Genomic DNA, 19,137 nt, shown 5'->3' with positions numbered 1-19,137 from the left:
AAGTGCAATCATATGGCCAGCATCACCATTCGCAACCTCGATGACGAGGTCAAGGACCTGCTGCGCAAACTGGCGGCGGAGAACGACCGCTCGATGGAGGAACAGGCGCGGGTTATGATCCGCGCCGCGGTCGAAGGCCAGCTTGGTCCTTCCGGCCGCATCGACCAGATCGAAAGAACCCTCCGCGAACTGACGAGCGCACGAAGCCCGGCGGCTCCAGTTGCCGGGATGGGGAAGATCCCGCGCGGCCTCTCCGGCAAGCGCATCCTGCTCATCATCGGCGGCGGCATCGCCGCCTACAAGGCGCTCGACTTGATCCGCCGGCTGCGCGAGCGAGGGGCCGCGGTGCGCGTGGTGATGACATCTGCCGCGCAGGAGTTCGTCACCACGCTTTCGGTCGGCGCGCTCTCTGCCGACCATGTCTTCACCGATTTGTTCGACCGCAATGACGAGCACGATGTCGGCCATATTCGCCTGTCGCGCGAGGCCGACCTCTTGGTCGTGGTGCCTGCCACCGCCGATTTGATGGCGAAACTCGCCAACGGCCATGCCAATGATCTGGCGTCCACCGTACTTCTCGCCACCGACAAACCTGTACTGATGGCGCCAGCCATGAACCCAAGAATGTGGTCGCATCCGGCGACGCGCCGCAATCGCGCGATACTGGGCAAGGATGGCATTGCCTTCATCGGACCGGCGAAGGGCGAGATGGCCGAGAGCAACGAGGCGGGCGAGGGCCGCATGGCCGAGCCGCTGGAGATCGTTGCCGCCATCGAGGCGCTGCTCGACACCAGGCCGAAGCCACTTGCCGGCCGCAGGATCATCGTCACCTCCGGGCCGACGCATGAGCCGATCGATCCGGTGCGCTACATCGCCAACCGCTCGTCCGGCAAGCAAGGCCACGCCATCGCGGCTGCGTTGGCAAGGCTCGGCGCCGATGTCCGCCTGGTCTCCGGACCGGTCAATATCGCCGATCCGGCCGGGGTCACGACGGTGCATGTCGAGACCGCTGCCGAGATGAAGGAGGCGGTCGAGCAGCTTTTGCCGGCCGACGCTGGAGTGTTCGTTGCCGCGGTCGCCGATTGGCGCACCGCCACAGCCGCCGGCGAGAAGATCAAGAAGGTGGCGGGTGAGGGACCGCCGGCCCTGCAGATGATCGAAAATCCTGACATCCTTGCCGGCGTCGGCCATCACAAACAGCGGCCGGGGCTTGTCGTCGGCTTCGCGGCCGAGACGCAGGACCTCGTCAGCAACGCCGAGGCCAAGCTCCGGAAGAAGGGCGCCGATTTCATCGTCGCCAACGACGTCTCGCATGAAAGCGGCGTCGGCCCTTCGGGGGTGATGGGTGGCGACCGCAACAAGGTGCGCATCGTCTCCAAAACCGGCGTCGAGGAGTGGCCTGAGATGGATAAGGACGAGGTGGCGGCAGGGCTCGCCGCCTTGATCGCCGAACGCCTCAAAACCATTGTGGTCTGAGGTCTCGATCAGCCGGCAGTCTTCTCCAGAGGTGTCTCCGGTACCGCAATCCGCAAGGCCGCCACGCATCCGACAATGCCGAGCGGCACGAAGGCGAGGAACAGCCAGCTGGCGACACTGGCCGCCGCCTCACGGTTCAACCCTTCCGAAAAGCCGCTGGCGTTGGCGATGATGCCGGCCAGGGCAGCGCCCACCGCATAGCCGATGCGCTGCATGGTCGGCACCGCGGCCGACGCGATGGTCTGCTCGTCGTCGCGGGCCGAGGCGACGATGACGCGGGTCAGGAACGGCCAGGCGACACCGAAGCCGCCGCCTTGCAGCAGGGCGCACATCAGGATCAACGGAATGGAACCAGCCGGGATCGTATAGGCGAAGCCGGCAATGCCGCAGGCGATCATCAGCGCGCCGACGACGATGATCGGCCGTTCGCGTTCCTGCGGTGCGTTGGCGACGACGATCGACAGGATAGACCAGGAGATCGACTCGGCGGCGATGATATAGCCTGTGGTCAGGATCGGTATGTCGTGCAGGCTGGTCAGGAGCAGCGGTCCGTAGACGCCAAAGGAGATGGTGGCCACCGAAAAGGCGGCGACCATGGTCATGCCGCTGCCGACCGGCGAGCGCCATGAGAACAGCCTGGCCGGGAACAGCCGCGATTGCGGCTTCAGCCCGTCGACGCGGAAGAACAGCGCGAGGCCGATCAGGCCGAAGCCAAGCAGCAGGGACGAGCGCAGCAGGGCAATGTCGACGCCCGCCATGGCGATCAGCACGACACTGACGGCGAGGCAACCGAGCGCGACATAGGGGAAGGGCGGGGCCCTGCCGCCGGATGCCTGCAGCCGGGTAGCCTCTGGTGTGTTGAGTACGATGAGGCTCGCGAGCGCGAGCGCGATCCCGCCCAGGGTGAAGATGCCGACGGCCCAGCGCCAGGACAAAAGCTCGGTCATGATCGCGCCGATCATCGGCCCGCTGAAGGCGGCGATACCCCAGATCGCCGACAGGATGCCAAAAAGCTGCGGCCAGATGTTGCGTGGGAACAACCGCTCGACCGACACGAAGGCCAGCGACACGAGCGCGCCGCCGCCCAATCCTTCGATCAGCCGCCCGGCGAGAAACTGGGGCATGGATGGGGCGATGGCGCTGACCAGGGCGCCCGTCGCGTAGAGCAAGGCGGCGATCACCATGTTGGTGCGCAGCGGGACATAGCTGACGAGCCGGCCGGCGGCGGCTCCGGCGACGATGGCGCCAAGCTCGTAGATCGCCAGCGACCAGCCGACCAGCTGCACGCCGTCCAGTTCGCCGACCATGGCCGGCATCACCGTCGCCACCATCGTCTCGTTGGTGGCGTAGAGCAGGATGCCGAGGTTGATGAAGCAGAAACGCGCCAGATCGCCGCTCGCCCACAGCGCCTGCCAATCGACCCTGTTGCTGGTTTCACTGCTCACGTCATTCTCCCGACTTGCCGGCCATTGAAAGGGTCGCAGCATGCGTCGAAAACGATGCGCCGCCCGTCGGGAAGCGCTTGTAGAACCTCAACAGCGGTTGAGCTCAAGCGGTTTTTGCGACGCTTGCGCGCAGCCAAGCTGCGGACGGTCAGTTCGCGGTACTGCGCAGCTGGAACTGGCTGACGCCGATGGCGATGTTGATGCCGGTCTGCGTCTGCAGACTGAGCGGCTGCAGCGTGAAGGCCTGCGAGGAGCCGCCGACGAGGAGATTGGCGCCGGCGCCGACCGTCGCTGTCACTTCGGCGCTGGCGCCGATGTAATCGCCGGCCAGCGCGCCGGGCGCATAGATGTTCTTCAGCGGCGTCAGCACCAGCCACTGCATCACGCTCTGTTTGGTGGTGCCGATGTCCAGCCCGTATTTGTTGACGGCGCCGAAATAGGCTTCCGGCGCGAAGCTCTTGTCGGCGGGGGTGAAGGTGCAGCTCAGATCCTTGCTCGAGCCGAAAATGAAGCCGGTGCCGCCGCCAATAGCGCATTCCAGTGTGCCGAGTTCGATGCCTTGGTCCCGGGCGTGAGCCTGTCCTGCAAGCGCGGCCGCGCTCACGGCGACGGCGATGATGGTTTTGTGCAAGGCGATCCCCCAAAAAGCATGCGGCGCGGCAACAGTATCCTGTTCCGCGCCGCGCGTAGAGGGATCAAATGCGCTTATTTGAACGAGTGGATCAGCTGGAGCGAGGCCACGGCTACCGCCAGATTGACGCCGGTCTGTGCCTGGACGCTGAGCGGCTCCAGCATGAAGGCGCCGTCCAGCCCGCCGACCAGGAGATTGGCGCCGCCGCCGGTCACGACGCTGGCCTCGGCATTGACGCCGTAATAGCTGCCGGCGAGGTCGCCCTGGTCATGGCTGCGGGTGGCTGCCAGAACCGCCCATGCCAACTGGCCCTGATGCGTCTGGCCGATATCGACGCCGAGCTTCGAGATCATCCCGGTGTACTGCTCGGACGGCCCGTGATCATAGGGACGGAAGGTACAGGACACGCCCTTGTTTGACGTGATGACATAGCCGACGCCGCCGTCGATGGTGCAATCGAGCGTGCCGAGCCGGAGCGCGCCGGCGCTGACGGGAGAGGCGAGGACCGTGGCGGCCAGCGCTGAGGCACAAACAAGTATCTTGATCATCGGGAAGGTCCCTTTCGCAAACTTCGCAAGCCTCGATTAACGATCGAGGTGCGCGGAGCGTTCCGCCGAAAACTTGGCGCGAACATGGCAAGAGTTAATGTGCCGCTATCGGGGCGATGGCGACGCGTGGCGAAACGCTGCCTTGAGCCCGTACGAGCTCAAGGTCGGACGCTGATTGTTGCCGGCTAGCTGGCGGTGGCGCTTGAGGTGCGGGACAGACCGTCCTTGGCCGGCTGGTAGGTCGGATCGAGATGGACCGCCTCGCGGTAGGACTTGGAGGCTCTCACCTTGTCGCCGCGCCGCTCGTAGATCAGCGCCTGGTTGGCCCAGGCCTCGGCGTTCTTGCCGTCGAGCTTGATGGCCATGTTGAAGTCGGAGAAGGCGTTGTCCTCGTCATTCATGGCGAGGTAGGAAAGGCCGCGGCCGTTATAGGGCTCGGCGGCGTCCGGGGCCAGCGAGATGGCGGTCGAGAAGTCCTCGATGGCGAATTTGTGCTGGCCCTGGCTCTGATAGATCAGGCCGCGATTGTGATAGGCGCGCGCATCGGTCGTATCGAGCTGGATCGCCTTCTGGAAATCGTTGAAGGCCTCGGTGGTGCGGCCCGCCTTGCGATAGAGGTTGCCGCGGCCGATATAGGCGGCGTCATAGTTCGAATTGATCTGGATCGAACGGTTGTAGTCGGCGAGCGCGGCTTCCTGGTTGCCGAGGAAGCGCTGGATCAAGGCGCGGTTCGAATAGGCCTGGTAGAAATTCGGATTGAGCTGGATGGCGGTGTCGAAATCCTTCAGCGCCGCCTGATACTGGCCGCCACGGCCATAGGCCGAGCCGCGCACATTGTAGGCTTCCGGATCCTGGGGATTGCGCTGGATCACGGCCGAGAGCGAGGAGATGTTCTCGGTCGAGCCTTGCGCCTTGTCGATGTTGTTGAATTCGCCGGTCGGGGCCGTCTGGCAGCCGGCAAGCGCCAAGCCGGAAAGCAGGGCTGCCGTCAGGGCAAAGCCGCGCAATGCGGTTCTGCGCTCCACGGAAATTGCGTTCATGTCTGCTCTGTCCTCACTGCCCGCCGCGCCGTCAGGTCCGTTCCCTCTCCGAACCGGGTCGAAAATTGTCGCAAGTGTTAGAGCGAACTTTGTGCGTCCAGGTGGACGCACGTCACTCTAAACAAAAAGGTGGCGGCGATTCCGCATCGCGCCACCTTGGATATCCTTCGAAAAGGACGAAAAATTGGCGATATCAGCGCGGCGGACGCGCTGCACCGGCAGCACCGGCCGCAACCGGGCGCGGCGTCATCGGCAGCAGGCCTTCGCGCTGGGCGCGCTTGCGGGCCAGCTTGCGGGCGCGGCGCACGGCCTCGGCCTTTTCACGGGCGCGCTTCTCGGAAGGCTTCTCGTAATGTCCGCGCATCTTCATTTCGCGGAAAATGCCTTCGCGCTGCATCTTTTTCTTCAGCGCGCGAAGCGCCTGATCAACATTGTTGTCGCGGACGAGTACCTGCACGGGCAATCCTGTCTTTCGGGTTTGATATCAACAGGCAAGCGGCCATAGCCACGAGCCTCCGCGGCGAGTTACACCACGAATTGTGGCGGCTGATAGCAGAATCAGGCCGCGCTGTCCACAGCCGAAATGAGGCTGAGCGGCCAAACCGCGGCCGGTCGCCGTCGGATTGGGTTTTCAACCTAGGCTGTGGCCAGATGGAGTTGCTCGAAACCTTCGAAGAACTCGCCGTAGTCGCAGGTTATCTCCTCGCCGGCGGCGATGTCGCGGGTCGCGGTCGCGCCGCCATAGCGCGAGAAATCCGTGTTGGGCCTTTCGGCGTGGTTCATGAAACGGCCGTTGTCGACTTCATAGACCATGAAGCCCGGACGGTCGGGGCTTGGATAGGCATAGCGGTCGAGCAATTCCTTGAGGTGCGCGGGTGCCGCCTCGTATTTCTCCACCGGGATCAGCCGGTCGAAATCCGGATCGAGGCGCCATATCGAGGCGCCCCTGCGGATCGGCTCGGCGGCGAACACGCCGACGCCTTCGATTGCGCTCTGGGCGACATAGGTTCTGATCAGCAGCATGGGTCCCTGCCTGTTTTCGACAGGGAAACGGAATCGCCAAATCGTGCCGAAAAAGCAAGACCGGCGGCCTGCGCCAAGGCGACGAATATGCCTGTTCGCCGGGAAAACCCTTCACGTCCGGTTGATCGAGACGCCGCCATCGGCAAACAGTGCGGTTCCGGTGGTGAAGCTCGACGCGTTGGAGGCCAGATAGAGCGCCGAGCGGGCGATCTCTTCAGGCTCGGCGACGCGCTTCAACGCATGCAGGTTTTCGACGAATGCCCGCGATTCCGGCGTCTTGAACGTCGCCGCGGGCGTATCGGTGCCGCCCGGCAGGAGCGCATTGACGCGAATGGCTTTCGGGCCGTATTCGGCGGCAAGCACCTGCGTCAAACCGATCAGGCCGGCCTTGCTTGCCGCATAGCTGGTCATGCCGGGCATGCCGACGGTATGGCCGACAAAGGTCGAGGTGAAGATCAGCGAACCGCCGCCGCGCTCGACCATCGCCGGCACCTGGTATTTCGCGCCGAGAAACGCGCTGGTGAGGTTGGTATCGAGCGTCTCGCGCCATCCTTCCAGCGATAGGTCGGAAATCGACCCCATCTGGCCGACGGCGCCGACATTGTTGAAGGCGATGTCGAGACCACCGAAGCTTTCCACCGCCAGTTCGACAAGCGCTTTCGCGTAGGCCTCGTCCCGGACATCGCCGGCAAGCGCCACGGCCGTTCCGCCGGCATCCTCGATCTCGGCGACCAAGGCATCGAGCTCCGCCTGACGGCGGGCCGCGACCACCATTTTGGCACCCTGTTCGGCAAACAGTTTTGCCGTGGCGCGGCCGATGCCGGAACTGGCGCCGGTGACGATGGCGACCTTGTTGGTGAGTGCGAACATCTTTTGCATCCTTTTTTTGCGCCGGCCTTGCCGGCAATCGGATGCTTGGTCGCAAATGCGGCTGGTCGGAGCCACCCGAAAGCTGCAATGGGCTCAGCGCAACGCGGGCTGATCGGTCGTATTAGAAGCGTCTTTTCCGCCATGGCGCAAAACGGCAAGTGCCGTCGCAAACAGTGCAAGGGTGGCAACGCCTTTTCGCTAGTGATACACCTCGCTCGTCCGGCCGATTGCTGGCCCGGCCGTCCCATCCGCGAGGCTAGAACGTGAAGAAATATTCGGTATTCGCCATCGCCCGTGAGGCCATGCGCGGCCATAAGGGCTGGGAAGAGCAATGGTCTTCGCCCGAGCCGAAGAAGGAATACGACGTCATCATCGTCGGCGCCGGCGGTCATGGCCTGGCCACCGCCTACTATCTCGCCACCGTGCACGGCATCACCAATGTCGCGGTGCTGGAAAAGGGCTGGCTCGGCGGCGGCAACACCGGCCGCAACACCACCATCATCCGCTCCAACTACCTCTATGACGAAAGCGCCGGCATCTACGACCATGCGCTGAAGCTGTGGGATGGGCTGAGCCAGGAGCTCAACTACAACGTCATGTATTCGGCGCGCGGCGTCATGATGCTGGCGCACAATGTGCACGACATCCAGGTGCTGAAGCGCCATGTCCATGCCAACAGGCTGAACGGCATCGACAATGAATGGCTGACGCCGGAGCAGGCGAAGGAATTCTGCCCGCCGCTCAACATCTCCAAGCAGGCGCGTTATCCGGTGGTGGGTGCCGCCTTGCAGCGGCGCGGCGGCACGGCGCGCCACGATGCGGTCGCCTGGGGCTATGCGCGCGGCGCTTCGGCGCGCGGCGTCCACATCATCCAGAATTGCGAAGTCACTGGCGTCAAGCGCGCACCGAACGGCGCCGTCACCGGCGTTGACACGACGCGCGGCTTCATCGGCGCGAAGAAGGTCGGCGTGGTGGCGGCGGGTCATTCGTCGGTGATCATGAACATGGCCGGCGTGCGCATGCCGCTGGAAAGCTATCCGCTGCAGGCGCTGGTCTCGGAGCCGGTCAAACCGGTGGTGCCGTGCGTAATCATGTCGAACACGGTGCACGCCTATATCTCGCAATCCGACAAGGGCGAACTGGTGATCGGCGCCGGCACCGACCAGTATGTCTCCTATTCGCAGACCGGCGGCCTGCACATATTGCAGCACACGCTCGATGCCATCTGCGAGATGTTCCCGATCTTCACGCGCATGAAGATGCTGCGTTCGTGGGGCGGCATTGTCGATGTGACGCCGGATCGCTCACCAATCCTGGCCAAGACGCCGGTGCCCGGCCTCTATGTCAATTGCGGTTGGGGTACGGGCGGCTTCAAGGCGACTCCGGGTTCGGGCCATGTCTTTGCCCACACCATCGCCAAGGACGATCCGCACCCGATCAACGCCCCCTTCACCATCGAGCGCTTCCGCACCGGCCGTCTGATCGACGAGGCGGCGGCGGCGGCGGTGGCGCACTGATGATGACCGAGATGGCCGTCGCGGTGCCGCTTGTGCTCGCTAGCGAGCAGGGGATGTTTCATTTTCCGTCGGCTGAAGAGGTGCGCCTGCAGCCGATCAGCCGCGCCGAAAACGAGACCGGATGGCCGTTTTCCGTCGATGCGGGCGTGCTGGCCTGCGTCTGGAGCGGTGGCCAGAAAGTGGTCAGCTTCCTGGAAAACAGGCCGGCCGATCTCGAGGACGGTGAGTCATTCCAGCCGCGCCACGTCATCGTGACGACCGATCCGGTGCTGCTCACTTTCGGCAATATGGCCGATCGCGAGCTGTTCCGTCCGGCGGCGAGCATCGAGGAACGCATCCGGCAGGTCGCGCCCTTCGCGACCCTGGGCCAGAAGCTTTGCGATCAACCGGCCGGCGCTCATGTCGGCCACGGCGAATTGTAGGAACCAAGCACAATGCTTCTCATCCGCTGCCCCTATTGCGAGGAAGAGCGCCCGGAACTCGAGTTCCGCAACGCCGGCGAGGCGCATATTGCGCGCTCGACCAATATGGCCGGCGAAAGCGACGACGATTTCGAGAAGTTCTTCTTCATCCGCTCGAATCCCAAGGGCGTCATCTACGAGCGCTGGCGGCACATGCATGGCTGCGCGCGCTTCTTCAACGCCGTGCGTGACACCGTGACCGACAAGTTCATCATGACCTACAAGGCCGGCGAGCCGAAGCCGTCGAAGCTGCCCAAAAACTCCAACGAAGTGGTTGCCAAATGAGCGGCGCGTTCCGCATTCCCGGTGCCGGGCGCCTCAAGCAGGCGAAGGCGGCCCGCTTCAGCTTCGACGGTCAGGCTTACGCCGGCGTCGAGGGCGACACGCTGGCCTCGGCCTTGCTTGCCAACGGCGTCCATCTCGTCGGCCGCTCGTTCAAATACCATCGCCCGCGCGGCTTCCTGTCCGCCGGCGCGGAAGAGCCCAATGCGCTGGTCCAGGTGACGCGCGACGCGGCGCGCAAGACGCCGAATGTGCGGGCAACCGTGCAGGAGCTCTATGATGGGCTCGCCGCGCAGTCGCAGAACCGCTGGCCGTCGCTCGCCTTCGACGTTGGCGCGGTCAACGACATCGCCTCGCCATTCTTTTCGGCCGGCTTCTACTACAAGACCTTCATGTGGCCGAAGGCCGCGTGGAAAAACCTCTACGAACCGAAGATCCGCGCCGCGGCCGGCCTCGGCGTGTCGCCGGACCAGCCTGATCCCGACCACTATGCGGCGCGCTTCGCGCATTGCGACGTGCTGGTGCTGGGTGGCGGTGCCGCCGGCATTGCCGCGGCCCTTGCGGCAGCCGAATCCGGCGCCAGCGTCATGCTCGCCGACGAGCAGGCGGAGTTCGGCGGCAGCCTGCGCTTCGAGACCGGTGCCAGGATCGATGGCCAGGATGGCTTTGCCTGGGCTCAAGGTGCGATCGCCAAGCTGAAGGCCATGTCCAACGTCCGCGTGCTCTCGCGCACGACGGCGTTCGGCTACTACGCGCAGAATTTCGTCGGGCTGGTCGAGCGCGTCAGCGACCATCTGCAAAACCCGGGTCGCGACCTGGCCCGCGAGCGGCTGTGGCAGGTCCGCGCCAAACGCGTCGTGCTGGCGACCGGCGCCATCGAGCGCCACATGGTGTTTGCCGACAATGACCGTCCCGGCATCATGCTGGCTTCCGCCGCACGCACCTACCTGAACCATTACGGCGTTGCCGTCGGCAAGAATGTCGGCGTCTATACGGCCAATGATTCCGCCTATGCGGCGGCGATCGACCTCAAGAAGGCCGGCGTCAATATCGCGGCCATCGTCGACCTGCGCGACAACCCGACCGGGCCGGTGATCGACGAGGCGAGGGCGCTCGGCATCGAGATCAATTTCGGCCGCGCGGTGGTCCGCGCCGGCGGTAAATTGCGGGTGACCTCGATGACCGTGCAGCCGAAGAATGGCGGCGGCGAGCGCACCATCCCGGTCGACGCGATCCTGATGTCGGCCGGCTGGACGCCGTCGGTGCATTTGTTTTCGCAGTCGCGCGGCAAGGTCGCCTTCAACGATGAGACCAAGCGCTTCGTGCCCGGCACCTATGCGCAGGACTGCGTTTCGGTCGGCGCCTGCAACGGCACCGACGGACTGTCGGCGACGATCGACGAGGCCTATGCGGCCGGCGCCAAGGCGGCGAGGGACGCAGGCGCCAAAGCCGCCAAGGGTACGAAACCGAAAGTCGATGCCGGCGAAAGCTGGTCGCGCGGCATGTTGGGCGCAGCACCCGGCGCCGGGCCGGACACGACGGTGAAGGCCTTCGTCGATTTCCAGAACGACGTCACCGCCAAGGACATCCGCCAGGCTGTGCATGAAGGCATGCACTCGATCGAGCACGTCAAGCGCTTCACCACCAACGGCATGGCGACCGACCAGGGCAAGACCTCCAACATGCATGGGCTGGCGATTGCCGCCGAGACGCTGGGCAAGCCGATCCCGCAGGTCGGCCTCACCACATTCCGCGCGCCCTATACGCCGGTCACCTTCGGCTCGATCGTCGGACACGCGCGGGGTCCGCTTTTCGATCCGACCCGCAAGACCGCGATCCATCCCTGGGCCGAGGCCCAAGGTGCCGTGTTCGAGGATGTCGGCCAGTGGAAGCGCGCCTGGTATTTCCCGAAGGGCGGCGAGGACATGCATGCCGCCGTCGACCGCGAATGCGTCGGCGTGCGCAAGACAGCCGGCCTGTTCGATGCCTCGACACTCGGCAAGATCGAGGTGGTCGGGCCGGATGCGGCCAAGTTCATGGAGCTGCTCTACACCAATCCGTGGGAGAAGCTGGAACCCGGCCGCTGCCGCTATGGCATCATGCTGCGCGAGGACGGTTTCATCTATGATGACGGCGTCGTCGGCAGGCTGGCGCCGGACCGTTTCCACGTGACGACGACGACCGGCGGCGCGCCGCGCGTCATGAACCATATGGAAGACTATCTCCAGACCGAGTTCCCGCATCTCAATGTCTGGCTGAGCTCGATCACCGAGCAATGGGCGGTCATCGCCGTGCAGGGGCCGAAGTCGCGCGACATCATCGCGCCGCTGGTCGAGGGCATCGACATGTCGGACGAGGCGCTGCCGCATATGTCGGTACGCGAGGGCAAGATCTGCGGCGTGCCGACCAGGCTGTTCCGCATGTCTTTCACCGGCGAGCGCGGCTTCGAGGTCAATGTGCCGGCCGATTACGGCCAGGCCGTATGGGAAGTGCTGTGGGCCGAGGGCCAGAAGCATGGCGCCGTCGCCTACGGCACCGAGACCATGCACGTGCTGCGCGCCGAAAAGGGCTACATCATCGTCGGCCAGGACACCGACGGCACGGTGACGCCGAACGATGCCGGCCTCGACTGGGCGGTCGGCAAGAAGAAGGCCGACTTCGTCGGGATTCGTGGCTTGGCGCGGCCGGATCTGGTCGCCAAGGGCCGCAAGCAGCTTGTCGGCCTGAAAACCAAGGATCCGAAAGTGGTGCTGGAAGAAGGCGCGCAGATCGTCGCCGACCCGAAGCAGGCGATCCCGATGAAGATGATCGGCCACGTCACCTCGAGCTACTGGTCGGAGAATTGCGGCCGCTCGATCGCCCTGGCGCTGGTCGCCGGCGGTCGCGACCGCATGGGCGAGACGCTCTACGTGCCGATGCCGAACGGGGTGATCGAAGTGGAGGTCACCGGCATGGTGTTCTTCGACGAGAAGGGGGAGCGCCTCAATGGCTAAGGCTGCCGCAAAAACCAATGCATCCGCAATGCCGTCCACGGCGGAGCGCCGCCCGGCGCTCGCCGGGCGCAGCGTGTCGGCAACGGGCGTCAAGCTCGAAATTACGCCGCCGGCCGAGCGCATCTCGCTGCGCGCGCCGGAGGCTTCCTTGGCTGCGCTTTCGAAGGCGCTGGGCGTGACCTTGCCGACAAAGCCGAAGACTTCGGCGACAAAGGCCGGCCGCACGGCGCTGTGGCTCGGACCGGACGAATGGCTGATCATCGACGAGGCCGGAAAGGATCCGCTCGCCGATTGCGCCAAGGTTGCCGCGCTGCACTCGGCGGTCGGCATCTCGCACCGCAACGTTGCCTTTTCCGTCACCGGTCCGGCCGCCGCCGCGGCGATCAATGGCGGCTGCCCGCAGGATCTGTCGCTTGAAGTCTTTCCGGTGGGTGCTGCTTCGCGCACCATCCTGGGCAAGTCCGAGATCGTGCTGCTCCGCAGCGGACCAGACGCCTTCCGGGTCGAATGCTGGCGTTCGTTCTCGGACTATGTCTTTACTTTGCTATCGGAAGCAGCGAGCGACGCGGCAGCGTAGCGCGAGTCAGGAACGTTTGTCGCGCAGGCTCGTTCTGCTTCCGCAGGCCGAGGGAGAATGCCGATGCCGCCGAAATCCGCGCCGAAGCCGGCCAGGAAGACTGCTGCCGTCCGTTCGCTCGAACGCGAACGAGATCACGAGGTGAGTGCGGAAGAGGAACTCGAGGAAGGCCTCGAGGACACGTTCCCAGCCAGCGATCCGATATCGATCACCTCGACCTCCATCTCCGGCGCTCCCGCAAGGCCCGGCAAGGCCAAGACTGTGGCCGGGCGAAAACAGCGCAAGAAGTAATTCGGCAGGGCAGCGCCCTGACATGAAAACGGGCGGTCAGGATTTCCTGCCGCCTTTTTCTTCATCCGCATATTTGAGCCGCCACGGCGTCGTCGACCTTGGGGGGAGAGCGCCGCCGCAGCGGTATCAAACCTCAGAACGTGCTGGGCACGATCCAGGGGTTGATCTCGATGCCGAGACGCGGGCCCTTGGCTGCGTCGGTCTTGGTCGCGCCGGTCTTTTCGACCGAGCCGGTCGTGCCGCAATCGAGCTTCACATTGGTCTTGGTATGGACGCAGGCCGTAGCCGGCGCTTGCTTAGTCGGCTGGGTGGAGCCGGCGAAGGCCACACCTGAAAACGCCAGCACCGCTGCGAGGGTGAGGATTGTCTTTTTCATGGTTTGTCTCCGGTTCAATTTCTTCGTACATGTACGATACGACGTACATATACGTCTCGGAGATCGGAACTTCAAGTCAGAAATCGTACACGTACGATCAAATTTTCCTAAAAAGCCAAAATGCCGCATGGCGCGGCAAAAGCCTGTTCCATCCGGATGAAATCGGGATGGGCTCTGTTTGAGCTTGAGCTTTTCCGAGCCGAAGATTATCGCCGCAAAACCGAATTCCACTCTTCTGGATCATCCTCCAGATGCAGGCTGGATCAACAGAATGGGAATGCAGGCCTATCAGCAGTTGACCGGAGTCTCGGTCAGCGGCGGCACGTCTTGGGTCGACAGCGTGGCAAGGGTGAAATCGCACATCCGCTTCACGAAAGCCTGCGGGTCGCCGAAGGGGTAGAATGGAAAGGTGATCAGGAGCGAGATCGTGCCGTGGCCCACCGCCCACAGCATGGTGGCGATGGCGCGCGGATCGCCCTTGAGCTTGCCGGCCGCGACGCAGGCTTCGACCCTGCTGATCAGCGCCTTCATCGCCGGGTTGCTCTCTTCCATCTCCTCGTAGGACCTGCCTTCCGGCGGCTTGGTCTTTTCGGTCATGAAGACGGTGCGGTATTCGTTGGGATTGCCGAGCCCGAAGGCGGCGTATTCGGTCATGACCGCTTGCAATGCCTCGATCGGATCGTCGGACGGATGCTCCTCGATCCGGCGGGCAAGCGTCTCGAACGCATCCTCGGCCAACGCGAAGAGGATGTCCTGCTTGTCGGCAAAATAGGAATAGACCGACATCGGCGCATAGCCGACGCGCTTGGCCAGCTTGCGGATGGTCAGGCCTTCATAGCCTTCTTCCTGCACAAGCTTGTGTGCCGCCTCGACCAGTTCGGAGCGCAACTCGGCTTTCTGTCTTTCGCGGCGGTTCTGGACGCTAAGCGGCAATTCCTGCCTGCCTTTGTTGTTGGTTGCCTGACTAAATTATATACGCTGTACGGAAACCGACAAGGGCGGGTTTGGTTCCCAGGCGTTACGTCAGATCGCGCCAATGCCGCCATCGACGGCGAGCGTATGGCCGGTCATGAACGAGTTGGTCGGGTCGGCGGCGAACAGGATGGCGGTGATGACCTCATCCACCTCGGCGACCCGTTTCATCGGCACGCCGCGCGTCAGCTCTGCCAGCGCCTCGGCCTCCGGCGCGCCGCTGCCGCGGACAAAACCGTCGACCATCGCCGTTCGCGTATGGGCCGGGCAGATGGCGTTGATGCGTATGCCCTTGGTGGCGTATTCGGCAGCCGCAGACCTGGTCAGTCCGACGACGCCATGCTTGGCGGCGGCATAGACCGACAGCTTTGGCGCGCCGCCAAGCCCGGCGACCGAGGCAATGTTGACGATCGTGCCGCCCTTGCCGCTCGCCTTGAATTGCCGCTCCATCAGCGGGATCTGATGCTTCATCGCAAAGAAGACGCCCAAAAGGTCGACCTCGAGCACCCGGCGCGCTTCGTCGGATGCCACCTGCGGCAGGCGCACGAAGCTGTGGACGATGCCGGCATTGTTGACGGCGACATCCAGCCGGCCGAACCGTTCCGTCGCCAGCGTCACCAGATCTTCCGACAGTTTTTCGTCGGCGATGTTGCCGGCAAGGATCGCCGTCTCGGCCTCCAACGTTTCGGCAAAGGCGGCCAACGTCTTCTCGTCCAGATCCGACAATACCAGCCGCGCACCCTCGGCGGCAAAGCCCTTGGCCGCGCCGCGGCCGAGGCCGCCGGTTGCACCGGTGATCAGCACCATCGCTCCGTCAAAACGACCCATCGCCCAGCTCTCCCAATTTTCAAGTCTTCTTGTCGACCAGTTTCACCGCCAGGTCGGCGAGCAGCTTGACCGCGTCGCCATAGGTTCTCGCCTTTTCCGGATTGGAGGCGTTGCCGTCCAGCGCGCGCCGGTAGACGCCCTGGCAGATTGCCGCCAGCCGGAAAAAGGAGAAGGCGAGGAAGAATGTCCAGTTGCCGATGCCGGCGAGTCCACGCCGCCGGCAATAGGCGGCGACATAGGCTTCTTCGGACGGCAGGCCGAGCGTCGCGCGGTCGATGCCGCCGAGGCCGCGAAAGCCCGAGGCGTGCGGCAGCCGCCACTGCATGCACTGATAGGCGAGGTCGGCGAAGGGGTGGCCGAGCGTCGACAGTTCCCAGTCGAGCACCGCCAGCACCTTGGGCTCGTCGGCTGCGAAGATCATGTTGTCCAGCCGATAGTCGCCATGCACCAGAGAGACACGGCCGTCATCGGCCGGCATATGCGTCTCCAGCCAGGCGATCAACCGGTCCATGTCGGCCACGGTGCCGGTTTCGGAGGCGCGGTACTGGCTGGTCCAGCGAGCGAACTGGCGTTCGAAATAATTGCCGGGTTTGCCGAAGTCGCCGAGCCCGGCCGCTTCAACATCGACGCCGTGCAGTGCGGCAAGTGTCGCGTTCATGGCGTCGTAGATCGCCGCGCGCTCCTCGTCGCCAGAGGCTTCCGGCAAGGACGGATCCCAGAAGATGCGGCCGTCCAGGAACTCCATGACATAGAACATGCGGCCGATCGGGGAGCCCTCACCGGACAGATGCAGCATGGCGGGCACCGGAACGGCTGTTCCGGCAAGCGCCTGCATCACCCGGAATTCGCGGTCGACCTGATGCGCGGATTTCAGCAATTGGCCAGGCGGCTTGGCGCGCAGCACATAGCGGCCGCTTGCCGCCGTCAAAAGATAAGTCGGGTTCGATTGTCCGGACTTGAACTTTTCGATCGCACCCAACCCGGCGAAGCCCTGAATATGCGCTTCGAGGTAAGGTGCAAGCGTTGCCTGGTCGATCGCAAGCGCCGACTTGTCGATCGCAAGCGCCGACTTGTCGTGCGCGTTGGCGTCGCCGCTCATGCGGTCTCTGGCTGGCGCTCGATCAGCGTCAGGGTCAGCCAGCGGGCGGTCAGCGCCGGCTTCTTCGAGCCCTCGATCTCGATGGTCACGTCATGCGCCGTCTGCACCCAGCCCGAGGGCCGGACCTTGACGTCAGCCAGCACGAACCGGGTGCGGATGCGCGCGCCAGTCTTCACCGGCGCCAGGAAGCGCAGCGAATCGAAACCGTGGTTGACGCCCATCTTGCTGTTTTCGAGCGGTGGCATGGTCTCGAAGGTCATCGCCGAGAGCAGCGACAGCGACAGGAAGCCGTGCGCGATGGTGCCGCCGAACGGCGTCTCCAGCCTGGCACGCTCGGGGTCGCAATGGATGAACTGATGGTCGTCGGTGGCGTCGGCGAACTGGTCGATCATGCGCTGCGTGACGACGCGCCATGGCGACACGCCGACTTCCTTGCCGACGCTGGCCAGAAGCACATCGAGACTGATCGGTTCCACGCTGATGTCCTCCACTCGCCCGCCGGCTTCTCCGGCCGACATGTCATTCCTTGAACAGTTTCAGCCCATGCTGCACCGACTGTCCGCCGTCGATCGGCAGGATGGCACCGGTAACATAGCTGCCGGCACGGCTGCACAAATAGAGGGTTGCGCCAGCAATGTCATCCGGGGTGCCGATACGACCGATCGGAACATGGTTGCCGACATGTTTCGCCTGTTCCTCGGTTCCAGTGGCGAAAGCGGTCATCCGGCTCTGGAACGGGCCTGGGGCAAAGGCATTGACGGTGATGCGGCGACCGGCGAGCTCGATCGCCAGCGTGCGCGTAAGATGGTGAACCGCGGCTTTTGAGGCGGTGTAGGAATAGGCGTCGTCGGCCAGCGGCTGGGTGCCCATCACCGAACCCAGATTGATCACCCTTGCCGGATCGTCGTCGCTGGCCGCGGCGTCGAGCAGCGGCAGCAGTTCGCGCGTCAGGTGGAAGACGGCGGTGACGTTGACGCCGAGCACCTTGGCCCAGGCCGAATAAGGAAAACTTTCCAGCGGCGCGCCCCAGGAGACGCCGGCATTGTTGACCAGGATGTGCAGTTTTTCCGTACGCGCCTTCACCTCGGCGACCAAAGCCGCAATGCCTGCTTCGCTGGAGACATCGCCGGCAAAGCCCTCGGCGCGGCCCGATGCGCCGAGACCGTTCAGTTCGGCGGCGACCTTGACGCAGTCCTCGCCCTTGCGCGAGGCGATCATGACGCTGGCGCCGGCCTTGACCAGGGCGGTTGCCGCCATGCGGCCGATGCCGGTCGCGGCGCCGGTGACCAGCGCGGTCTTGCCGGCGACCGAAAACAGCTCATCCAGATAGCTCATTGCATTTCCTCCGCCTTGCCCCTGTCTCGCGGCCGGGCGAAAGGGCTCGCGTTGACAAGGCTACCCGAAGTACGGTCATCCTTGCCACGGGTAAAGGGCCTGGATGCGCGTTGGAGGGCCGGAGATCGATGGCGGACATGAATCTGGGCATGACCGAGCGGCTGAAGCCGATCCACGCGCGCGTCGCGGCGATGGTGCGCGACGAGATCATGCCGCTCGGCGAGCAGTTTTTGGCCGAGATCGGCAAGGGCGGCGACCGCTGGGTCTACACCGACCGCCAGACGGAAATCCTCGAAGAGCTGAAAGGGACCGCCAAAGAGCGCGGCCTGTGGAATTTCTGGCTGACCGGTTCGGAACGCGGTTACGGGCTTTCCACGGTCGAATATGCCTATCTCGCCGAAGAAATGGGCAAGGCGCATCTCGGCGCCGAGACCTTCAACTGCTCGGCGCCCGATACCGGCAATATGGAGGTGCTGGAGCGTTACGGCTCGGCCGAGCACAAGCAGCAATGGCTGGAGCCGCTGCTCGAGGGAAAAATCCGCTCGGCATATCTGATGACCGAGCCGGATGTCGCGTCCTCGGACGCCACCAACATATCGATGCGCTGCGAGCGGCAGGGCGGCGACTATGTCCTGAACGGCGAGAAGTGGTGGGCATCGGGCGCCGGCGATCCGCGCTGCGCCATCTATATCGTCATGGTCAGGACCGGCGGCGACGGCGAGCCGCAGCATCGCCGGCATTCGATGATCCTGGTGCCGTCGGGGGCGAAAGGCGTGACCAAGGTGCGGCCCATGCAGGTCTATGGCGACGATGATGCGCCGCACGGCCACATGCATCTCAGATTCGACAACGTGCGCGTACCGGCATCGAATCTGATCCTCGGCGAGAGCAGGGGCTTCGAAATCGCGCAGGGGCGGCTGGGGCCTGGCCGCATCCACCACTGCATGCGTGCCATCGGCCAGGCCGAGATGGCGCTGGAGATGCTGTGCCAGCGTTCGGTGCGGCGCGAGGCCTTCGGCCAGCCTCTGGCCAGGCTCGGCGCCAATTTCGACATCATCGCCGAATGCCGCATGGAGATCGAGATGGCGAGGCTACTCTGCCTCAAGGCGGCGTGGATGATCGACCAGGGCGATGCGCGCGCCGCCGCGCCCTGGATCAGCCAGATCAAGGTGGTAGCACCTCGTGTCGCGCTCAAGGTCACCGACGAGGCGGTGCAGATGTTCGGCGCGCAAGGCATCAGCCAGGACACGCCGCTGGCGCGCTCGTGGACGCATCTGAGGACGTTGCGGCTGGCCGACGGGCCGGACGCCGTGCATCGCCGGCAGGTGGCGCGGACCGAATTGAAGAAGTACACGCAGGAAAAGGTCTGAGCA

At 64.4% G+C, this 19,137-nt stretch carries 21 protein-coding genes; 8 read left to right on the top strand and 13 right to left on the bottom strand.

What is annotated here, in order from left to right:
- Window positions 1-12: 12 nt before the first annotated feature.
- On the top strand, window positions 13-1,476 hold the full coding sequence (coaBC, locus tag A6B35_RS28360) for a bifunctional phosphopantothenoylcysteine decarboxylase/phosphopantothenate--cysteine ligase CoaBC (protein WP_006203156.1): 1,464 nt from the start codon (window positions 13-15) through the stop codon (window positions 1,474-1,476).
- An 8-nt stretch (window positions 1,477-1,484) separates the two neighbouring features.
- Here coaBC and A6B35_RS28355 read toward each other — a convergent pair whose 3' ends face one another.
- From A6B35_RS28355 to A6B35_RS28325, 7 genes are all read right to left on the bottom strand, one after another.
- Complete coding sequence (locus A6B35_RS28355; protein WP_006203155.1) at window positions 1,485-2,921, bottom strand: MFS transporter; 1,437 nt, start codon at window positions 2,919-2,921, stop codon at window positions 1,485-1,487.
- Window positions 2,922-3,069: 148 nt separating this feature from the next.
- A complete protein-coding gene (locus tag A6B35_RS28350; RefSeq protein ID WP_006203153.1) occupies window positions 3,070-3,552 on the bottom strand; it encodes a DUF992 domain-containing protein in 483 nt (160 codons plus the stop codon).
- A gap of 74 nt (window positions 3,553-3,626) precedes the next feature.
- Window positions 3,627-4,100 carry a DUF992 domain-containing protein gene (locus tag A6B35_RS28345; RefSeq protein WP_040583054.1) on the bottom strand — a complete coding sequence of 158 codons (474 nt, stop codon included), beginning with the start codon at window positions 4,098-4,100 and terminating at the stop codon, window positions 3,627-3,629.
- Between the two features lie 185 nt (window positions 4,101-4,285).
- A complete protein-coding gene (locus A6B35_RS28340; RefSeq protein ID WP_006205795.1) occupies window positions 4,286-5,140 on the bottom strand; it encodes a tetratricopeptide repeat protein in 855 nt (284 codons plus the stop codon).
- A gap of 193 nt (window positions 5,141-5,333) precedes the next feature.
- Entirely contained in the window at window positions 5,334-5,597 is a 264-nt protein-coding gene (gene rpsU, locus A6B35_RS28335) for a 30S ribosomal protein S21 (RefSeq protein WP_008874389.1), read from the bottom strand.
- Window positions 5,598-5,776: 179 nt separating this feature from the next.
- A complete protein-coding gene (locus A6B35_RS28330) occupies window positions 5,777-6,163 on the bottom strand; it encodes an SET domain-containing protein (protein WP_006205797.1) in 387 nt (128 codons plus the stop codon).
- A 111-nt stretch (window positions 6,164-6,274) separates the two neighbouring features.
- Complete coding sequence (locus A6B35_RS28325; protein ID WP_006205798.1) at window positions 6,275-7,033, bottom strand: SDR family oxidoreductase; 759 nt, start codon at window positions 7,031-7,033, stop codon at window positions 6,275-6,277.
- Between the two features lie 263 nt (window positions 7,034-7,296).
- On the opposite strand from A6B35_RS28325, the gene A6B35_RS28320 reads away from it, so the two are divergent.
- The 6 genes from A6B35_RS28320 to A6B35_RS28295 all read left to right on the top strand — a co-directional run bounded on the left by A6B35_RS28320 (window position 7,297) and on the right by A6B35_RS28295 (window position 13,154).
- Complete coding sequence (locus tag A6B35_RS28320; RefSeq protein WP_065518297.1) at window positions 7,297-8,550, top strand: sarcosine oxidase subunit beta; 1,254 nt, start codon at window positions 7,297-7,299, stop codon at window positions 8,548-8,550.
- A complete protein-coding gene (locus tag A6B35_RS28315) occupies window positions 8,550-8,972 on the top strand; it encodes a hypothetical protein (RefSeq protein ID WP_006206257.1) in 423 nt (140 codons plus the stop codon). Before A6B35_RS28320 ends, A6B35_RS28315 begins: the two co-directional genes overlap by 1 nt.
- Window positions 8,973-8,984: 12 nt before the next feature.
- Window positions 8,985-9,296 carry a sarcosine oxidase subunit delta gene (locus A6B35_RS28310; protein ID WP_006206256.1) on the top strand — a complete coding sequence of 104 codons (312 nt, stop codon included), beginning with the start codon at window positions 8,985-8,987 and terminating at the stop codon, window positions 9,294-9,296.
- Entirely contained in the window at window positions 9,293-12,286 is a 2,994-nt protein-coding gene (locus A6B35_RS28305; protein ID WP_006206255.1) for a sarcosine oxidase subunit alpha, read from the top strand. The genes A6B35_RS28310 and A6B35_RS28305 overlap by 4 nt, the downstream gene beginning before the upstream one ends.
- On the top strand, window positions 12,279-12,863 hold the full coding sequence (locus A6B35_RS28300; protein WP_006206254.1) for a sarcosine oxidase subunit gamma: 585 nt from the start codon (window positions 12,279-12,281) through the stop codon (window positions 12,861-12,863). Before A6B35_RS28305 ends, A6B35_RS28300 begins: the two co-directional genes overlap by 8 nt.
- A 63-nt stretch (window positions 12,864-12,926) precedes the next feature.
- Complete coding sequence (locus tag A6B35_RS28295; protein ID WP_006206253.1) at window positions 12,927-13,154, top strand: hypothetical protein; 228 nt, start codon at window positions 12,927-12,929, stop codon at window positions 13,152-13,154.
- 133 nt (window positions 13,155-13,287) lie between these two features.
- Here the strand turns inward: A6B35_RS28295 and A6B35_RS28290 are convergent, their stop codons facing one another.
- The 6 genes from A6B35_RS28290 to A6B35_RS28265 form a co-directional block, all read right to left on the bottom strand.
- A complete protein-coding gene (locus A6B35_RS28290) occupies window positions 13,288-13,530 on the bottom strand; it encodes a DUF680 domain-containing protein (RefSeq protein WP_006206252.1) in 243 nt (80 codons plus the stop codon).
- Between the two features lie 288 nt (window positions 13,531-13,818).
- The gene (locus A6B35_RS28285; protein WP_006206251.1) at window positions 13,819-14,463 is read right to left on the bottom strand and encodes a TetR/AcrR family transcriptional regulator; all 645 of its coding nucleotides are present in this window, start codon (window positions 14,461-14,463) and stop codon (window positions 13,819-13,821) included.
- Between the two features lie 90 nt (window positions 14,464-14,553).
- Window positions 14,554-15,330 carry an SDR family NAD(P)-dependent oxidoreductase gene (locus tag A6B35_RS28280; protein WP_006206250.1) on the bottom strand — a complete coding sequence of 259 codons (777 nt, stop codon included), beginning with the start codon at window positions 15,328-15,330 and terminating at the stop codon, window positions 14,554-14,556.
- A gap of 19 nt (window positions 15,331-15,349) precedes the next feature.
- Entirely contained in the window at window positions 15,350-16,429 is a 1,080-nt protein-coding gene (locus A6B35_RS28275; RefSeq protein ID WP_006206249.1) for a phosphotransferase family protein, read from the bottom strand.
- The gene (locus tag A6B35_RS28270) at window positions 16,426-16,947 is read right to left on the bottom strand and encodes a MaoC family dehydratase (RefSeq protein WP_280110151.1); all 522 of its coding nucleotides are present in this window, start codon (window positions 16,945-16,947) and stop codon (window positions 16,426-16,428) included. Before A6B35_RS28270 ends, A6B35_RS28275 begins: the two co-directional genes overlap by 4 nt.
- 1 nt (window position 16,948) lies before the next feature.
- Complete coding sequence (locus tag A6B35_RS28265; RefSeq protein WP_006206247.1) at window positions 16,949-17,764, bottom strand: SDR family oxidoreductase; 816 nt, start codon at window positions 17,762-17,764, stop codon at window positions 16,949-16,951.
- Window positions 17,765-17,892: 128 nt separating this feature from the next.
- Here A6B35_RS28265 and A6B35_RS28260 point away from each other — a divergent pair, with 128 nt between their 5' ends.
- Window positions 17,893-19,134 (top strand): acyl-CoA dehydrogenase family protein, encoded by a 1,242-nt coding sequence (locus A6B35_RS28260; RefSeq protein ID WP_006206246.1) that lies wholly within the window; start codon window positions 17,893-17,895, stop codon window positions 19,132-19,134.
- The last annotated feature ends 3 nt before the right edge of the window (window positions 19,135-19,137 follow it).

The organism is Mesorhizobium amorphae CCNWGS0123, assembly GCF_001686985.1.
Taxonomy (GTDB): Bacteria; Pseudomonadota; Alphaproteobacteria; order Rhizobiales; family Rhizobiaceae; genus Mesorhizobium; species Mesorhizobium amorphae.
The sequence above is the reverse complement of the archived record's forward strand: the minus strand, read 5'-3'. Positions and strand labels throughout refer to the sequence as shown.

Coding starts and splice junctions, on each gene's coding strand:
- coaBC (WP_006203156.1), top strand. CDS start 13: ATGGCCAGCATCACCATTCGCAACCTCGATGACGAGGTCAAGGACCTG.
- A6B35_RS28345 (WP_040583054.1), bottom strand. CDS start 4,100: ATGATCAAGATACTTGTTTGTGCCTCAGCGCTGGCCGCCACGGTCCTC.
- A6B35_RS28340 (WP_006205795.1), bottom strand. CDS start 5,140: ATGAACGCAATTTCCGTGGAGCGCAGAACCGCATTGCGCGGCTTTGCC.
- A6B35_RS28330 (WP_006205797.1), bottom strand. CDS start 6,163: ATGCTGCTGATCAGAACCTATGTCGCCCAGAGCGCAATCGAAGGCGTC.
- A6B35_RS28325 (WP_006205798.1), bottom strand. CDS start 7,033: ATGTTCGCACTCACCAACAAGGTCGCCATCGTCACCGGCGCCAGTTCC.
- A6B35_RS28315 (WP_006206257.1), top strand. CDS start 8,550: ATGATGACCGAGATGGCCGTCGCGGTGCCGCTTGTGCTCGCTAGCGAG.
- A6B35_RS28310 (WP_006206256.1), top strand. CDS start 8,985: ATGCTTCTCATCCGCTGCCCCTATTGCGAGGAAGAGCGCCCGGAACTC.
- A6B35_RS28305 (WP_006206255.1), top strand. CDS start 9,293: ATGAGCGGCGCGTTCCGCATTCCCGGTGCCGGGCGCCTCAAGCAGGCG.
- A6B35_RS28300 (WP_006206254.1), top strand. CDS start 12,279: ATGGCTAAGGCTGCCGCAAAAACCAATGCATCCGCAATGCCGTCCACG.
- A6B35_RS28295 (WP_006206253.1), top strand. CDS start 12,927: ATGCCGCCGAAATCCGCGCCGAAGCCGGCCAGGAAGACTGCTGCCGTC.
- A6B35_RS28290 (WP_006206252.1), bottom strand. CDS start 13,530: ATGAAAAAGACAATCCTCACCCTCGCAGCGGTGCTGGCGTTTTCAGGT.
- A6B35_RS28280 (WP_006206250.1), bottom strand. CDS start 15,330: ATGGGTCGTTTTGACGGAGCGATGGTGCTGATCACCGGTGCAACCGGC.
- A6B35_RS28275 (WP_006206249.1), bottom strand. CDS start 16,429: ATGAGCGGCGACGCCAACGCGCACGACAAGTCGGCGCTTGCGATCGAC.
- A6B35_RS28270 (WP_280110151.1), bottom strand. CDS start 16,947: ATGTCGGCCGGAGAAGCCGGCGGGCGAGTGGAGGACATCAGCGTGGAA.
- A6B35_RS28265 (WP_006206247.1), bottom strand. CDS start 17,764: ATGAGCTATCTGGATGAGCTGTTTTCGGTCGCCGGCAAGACCGCGCTG.
- A6B35_RS28260 (WP_006206246.1), top strand. CDS start 17,893: ATGGCGGACATGAATCTGGGCATGACCGAGCGGCTGAAGCCGATCCAC.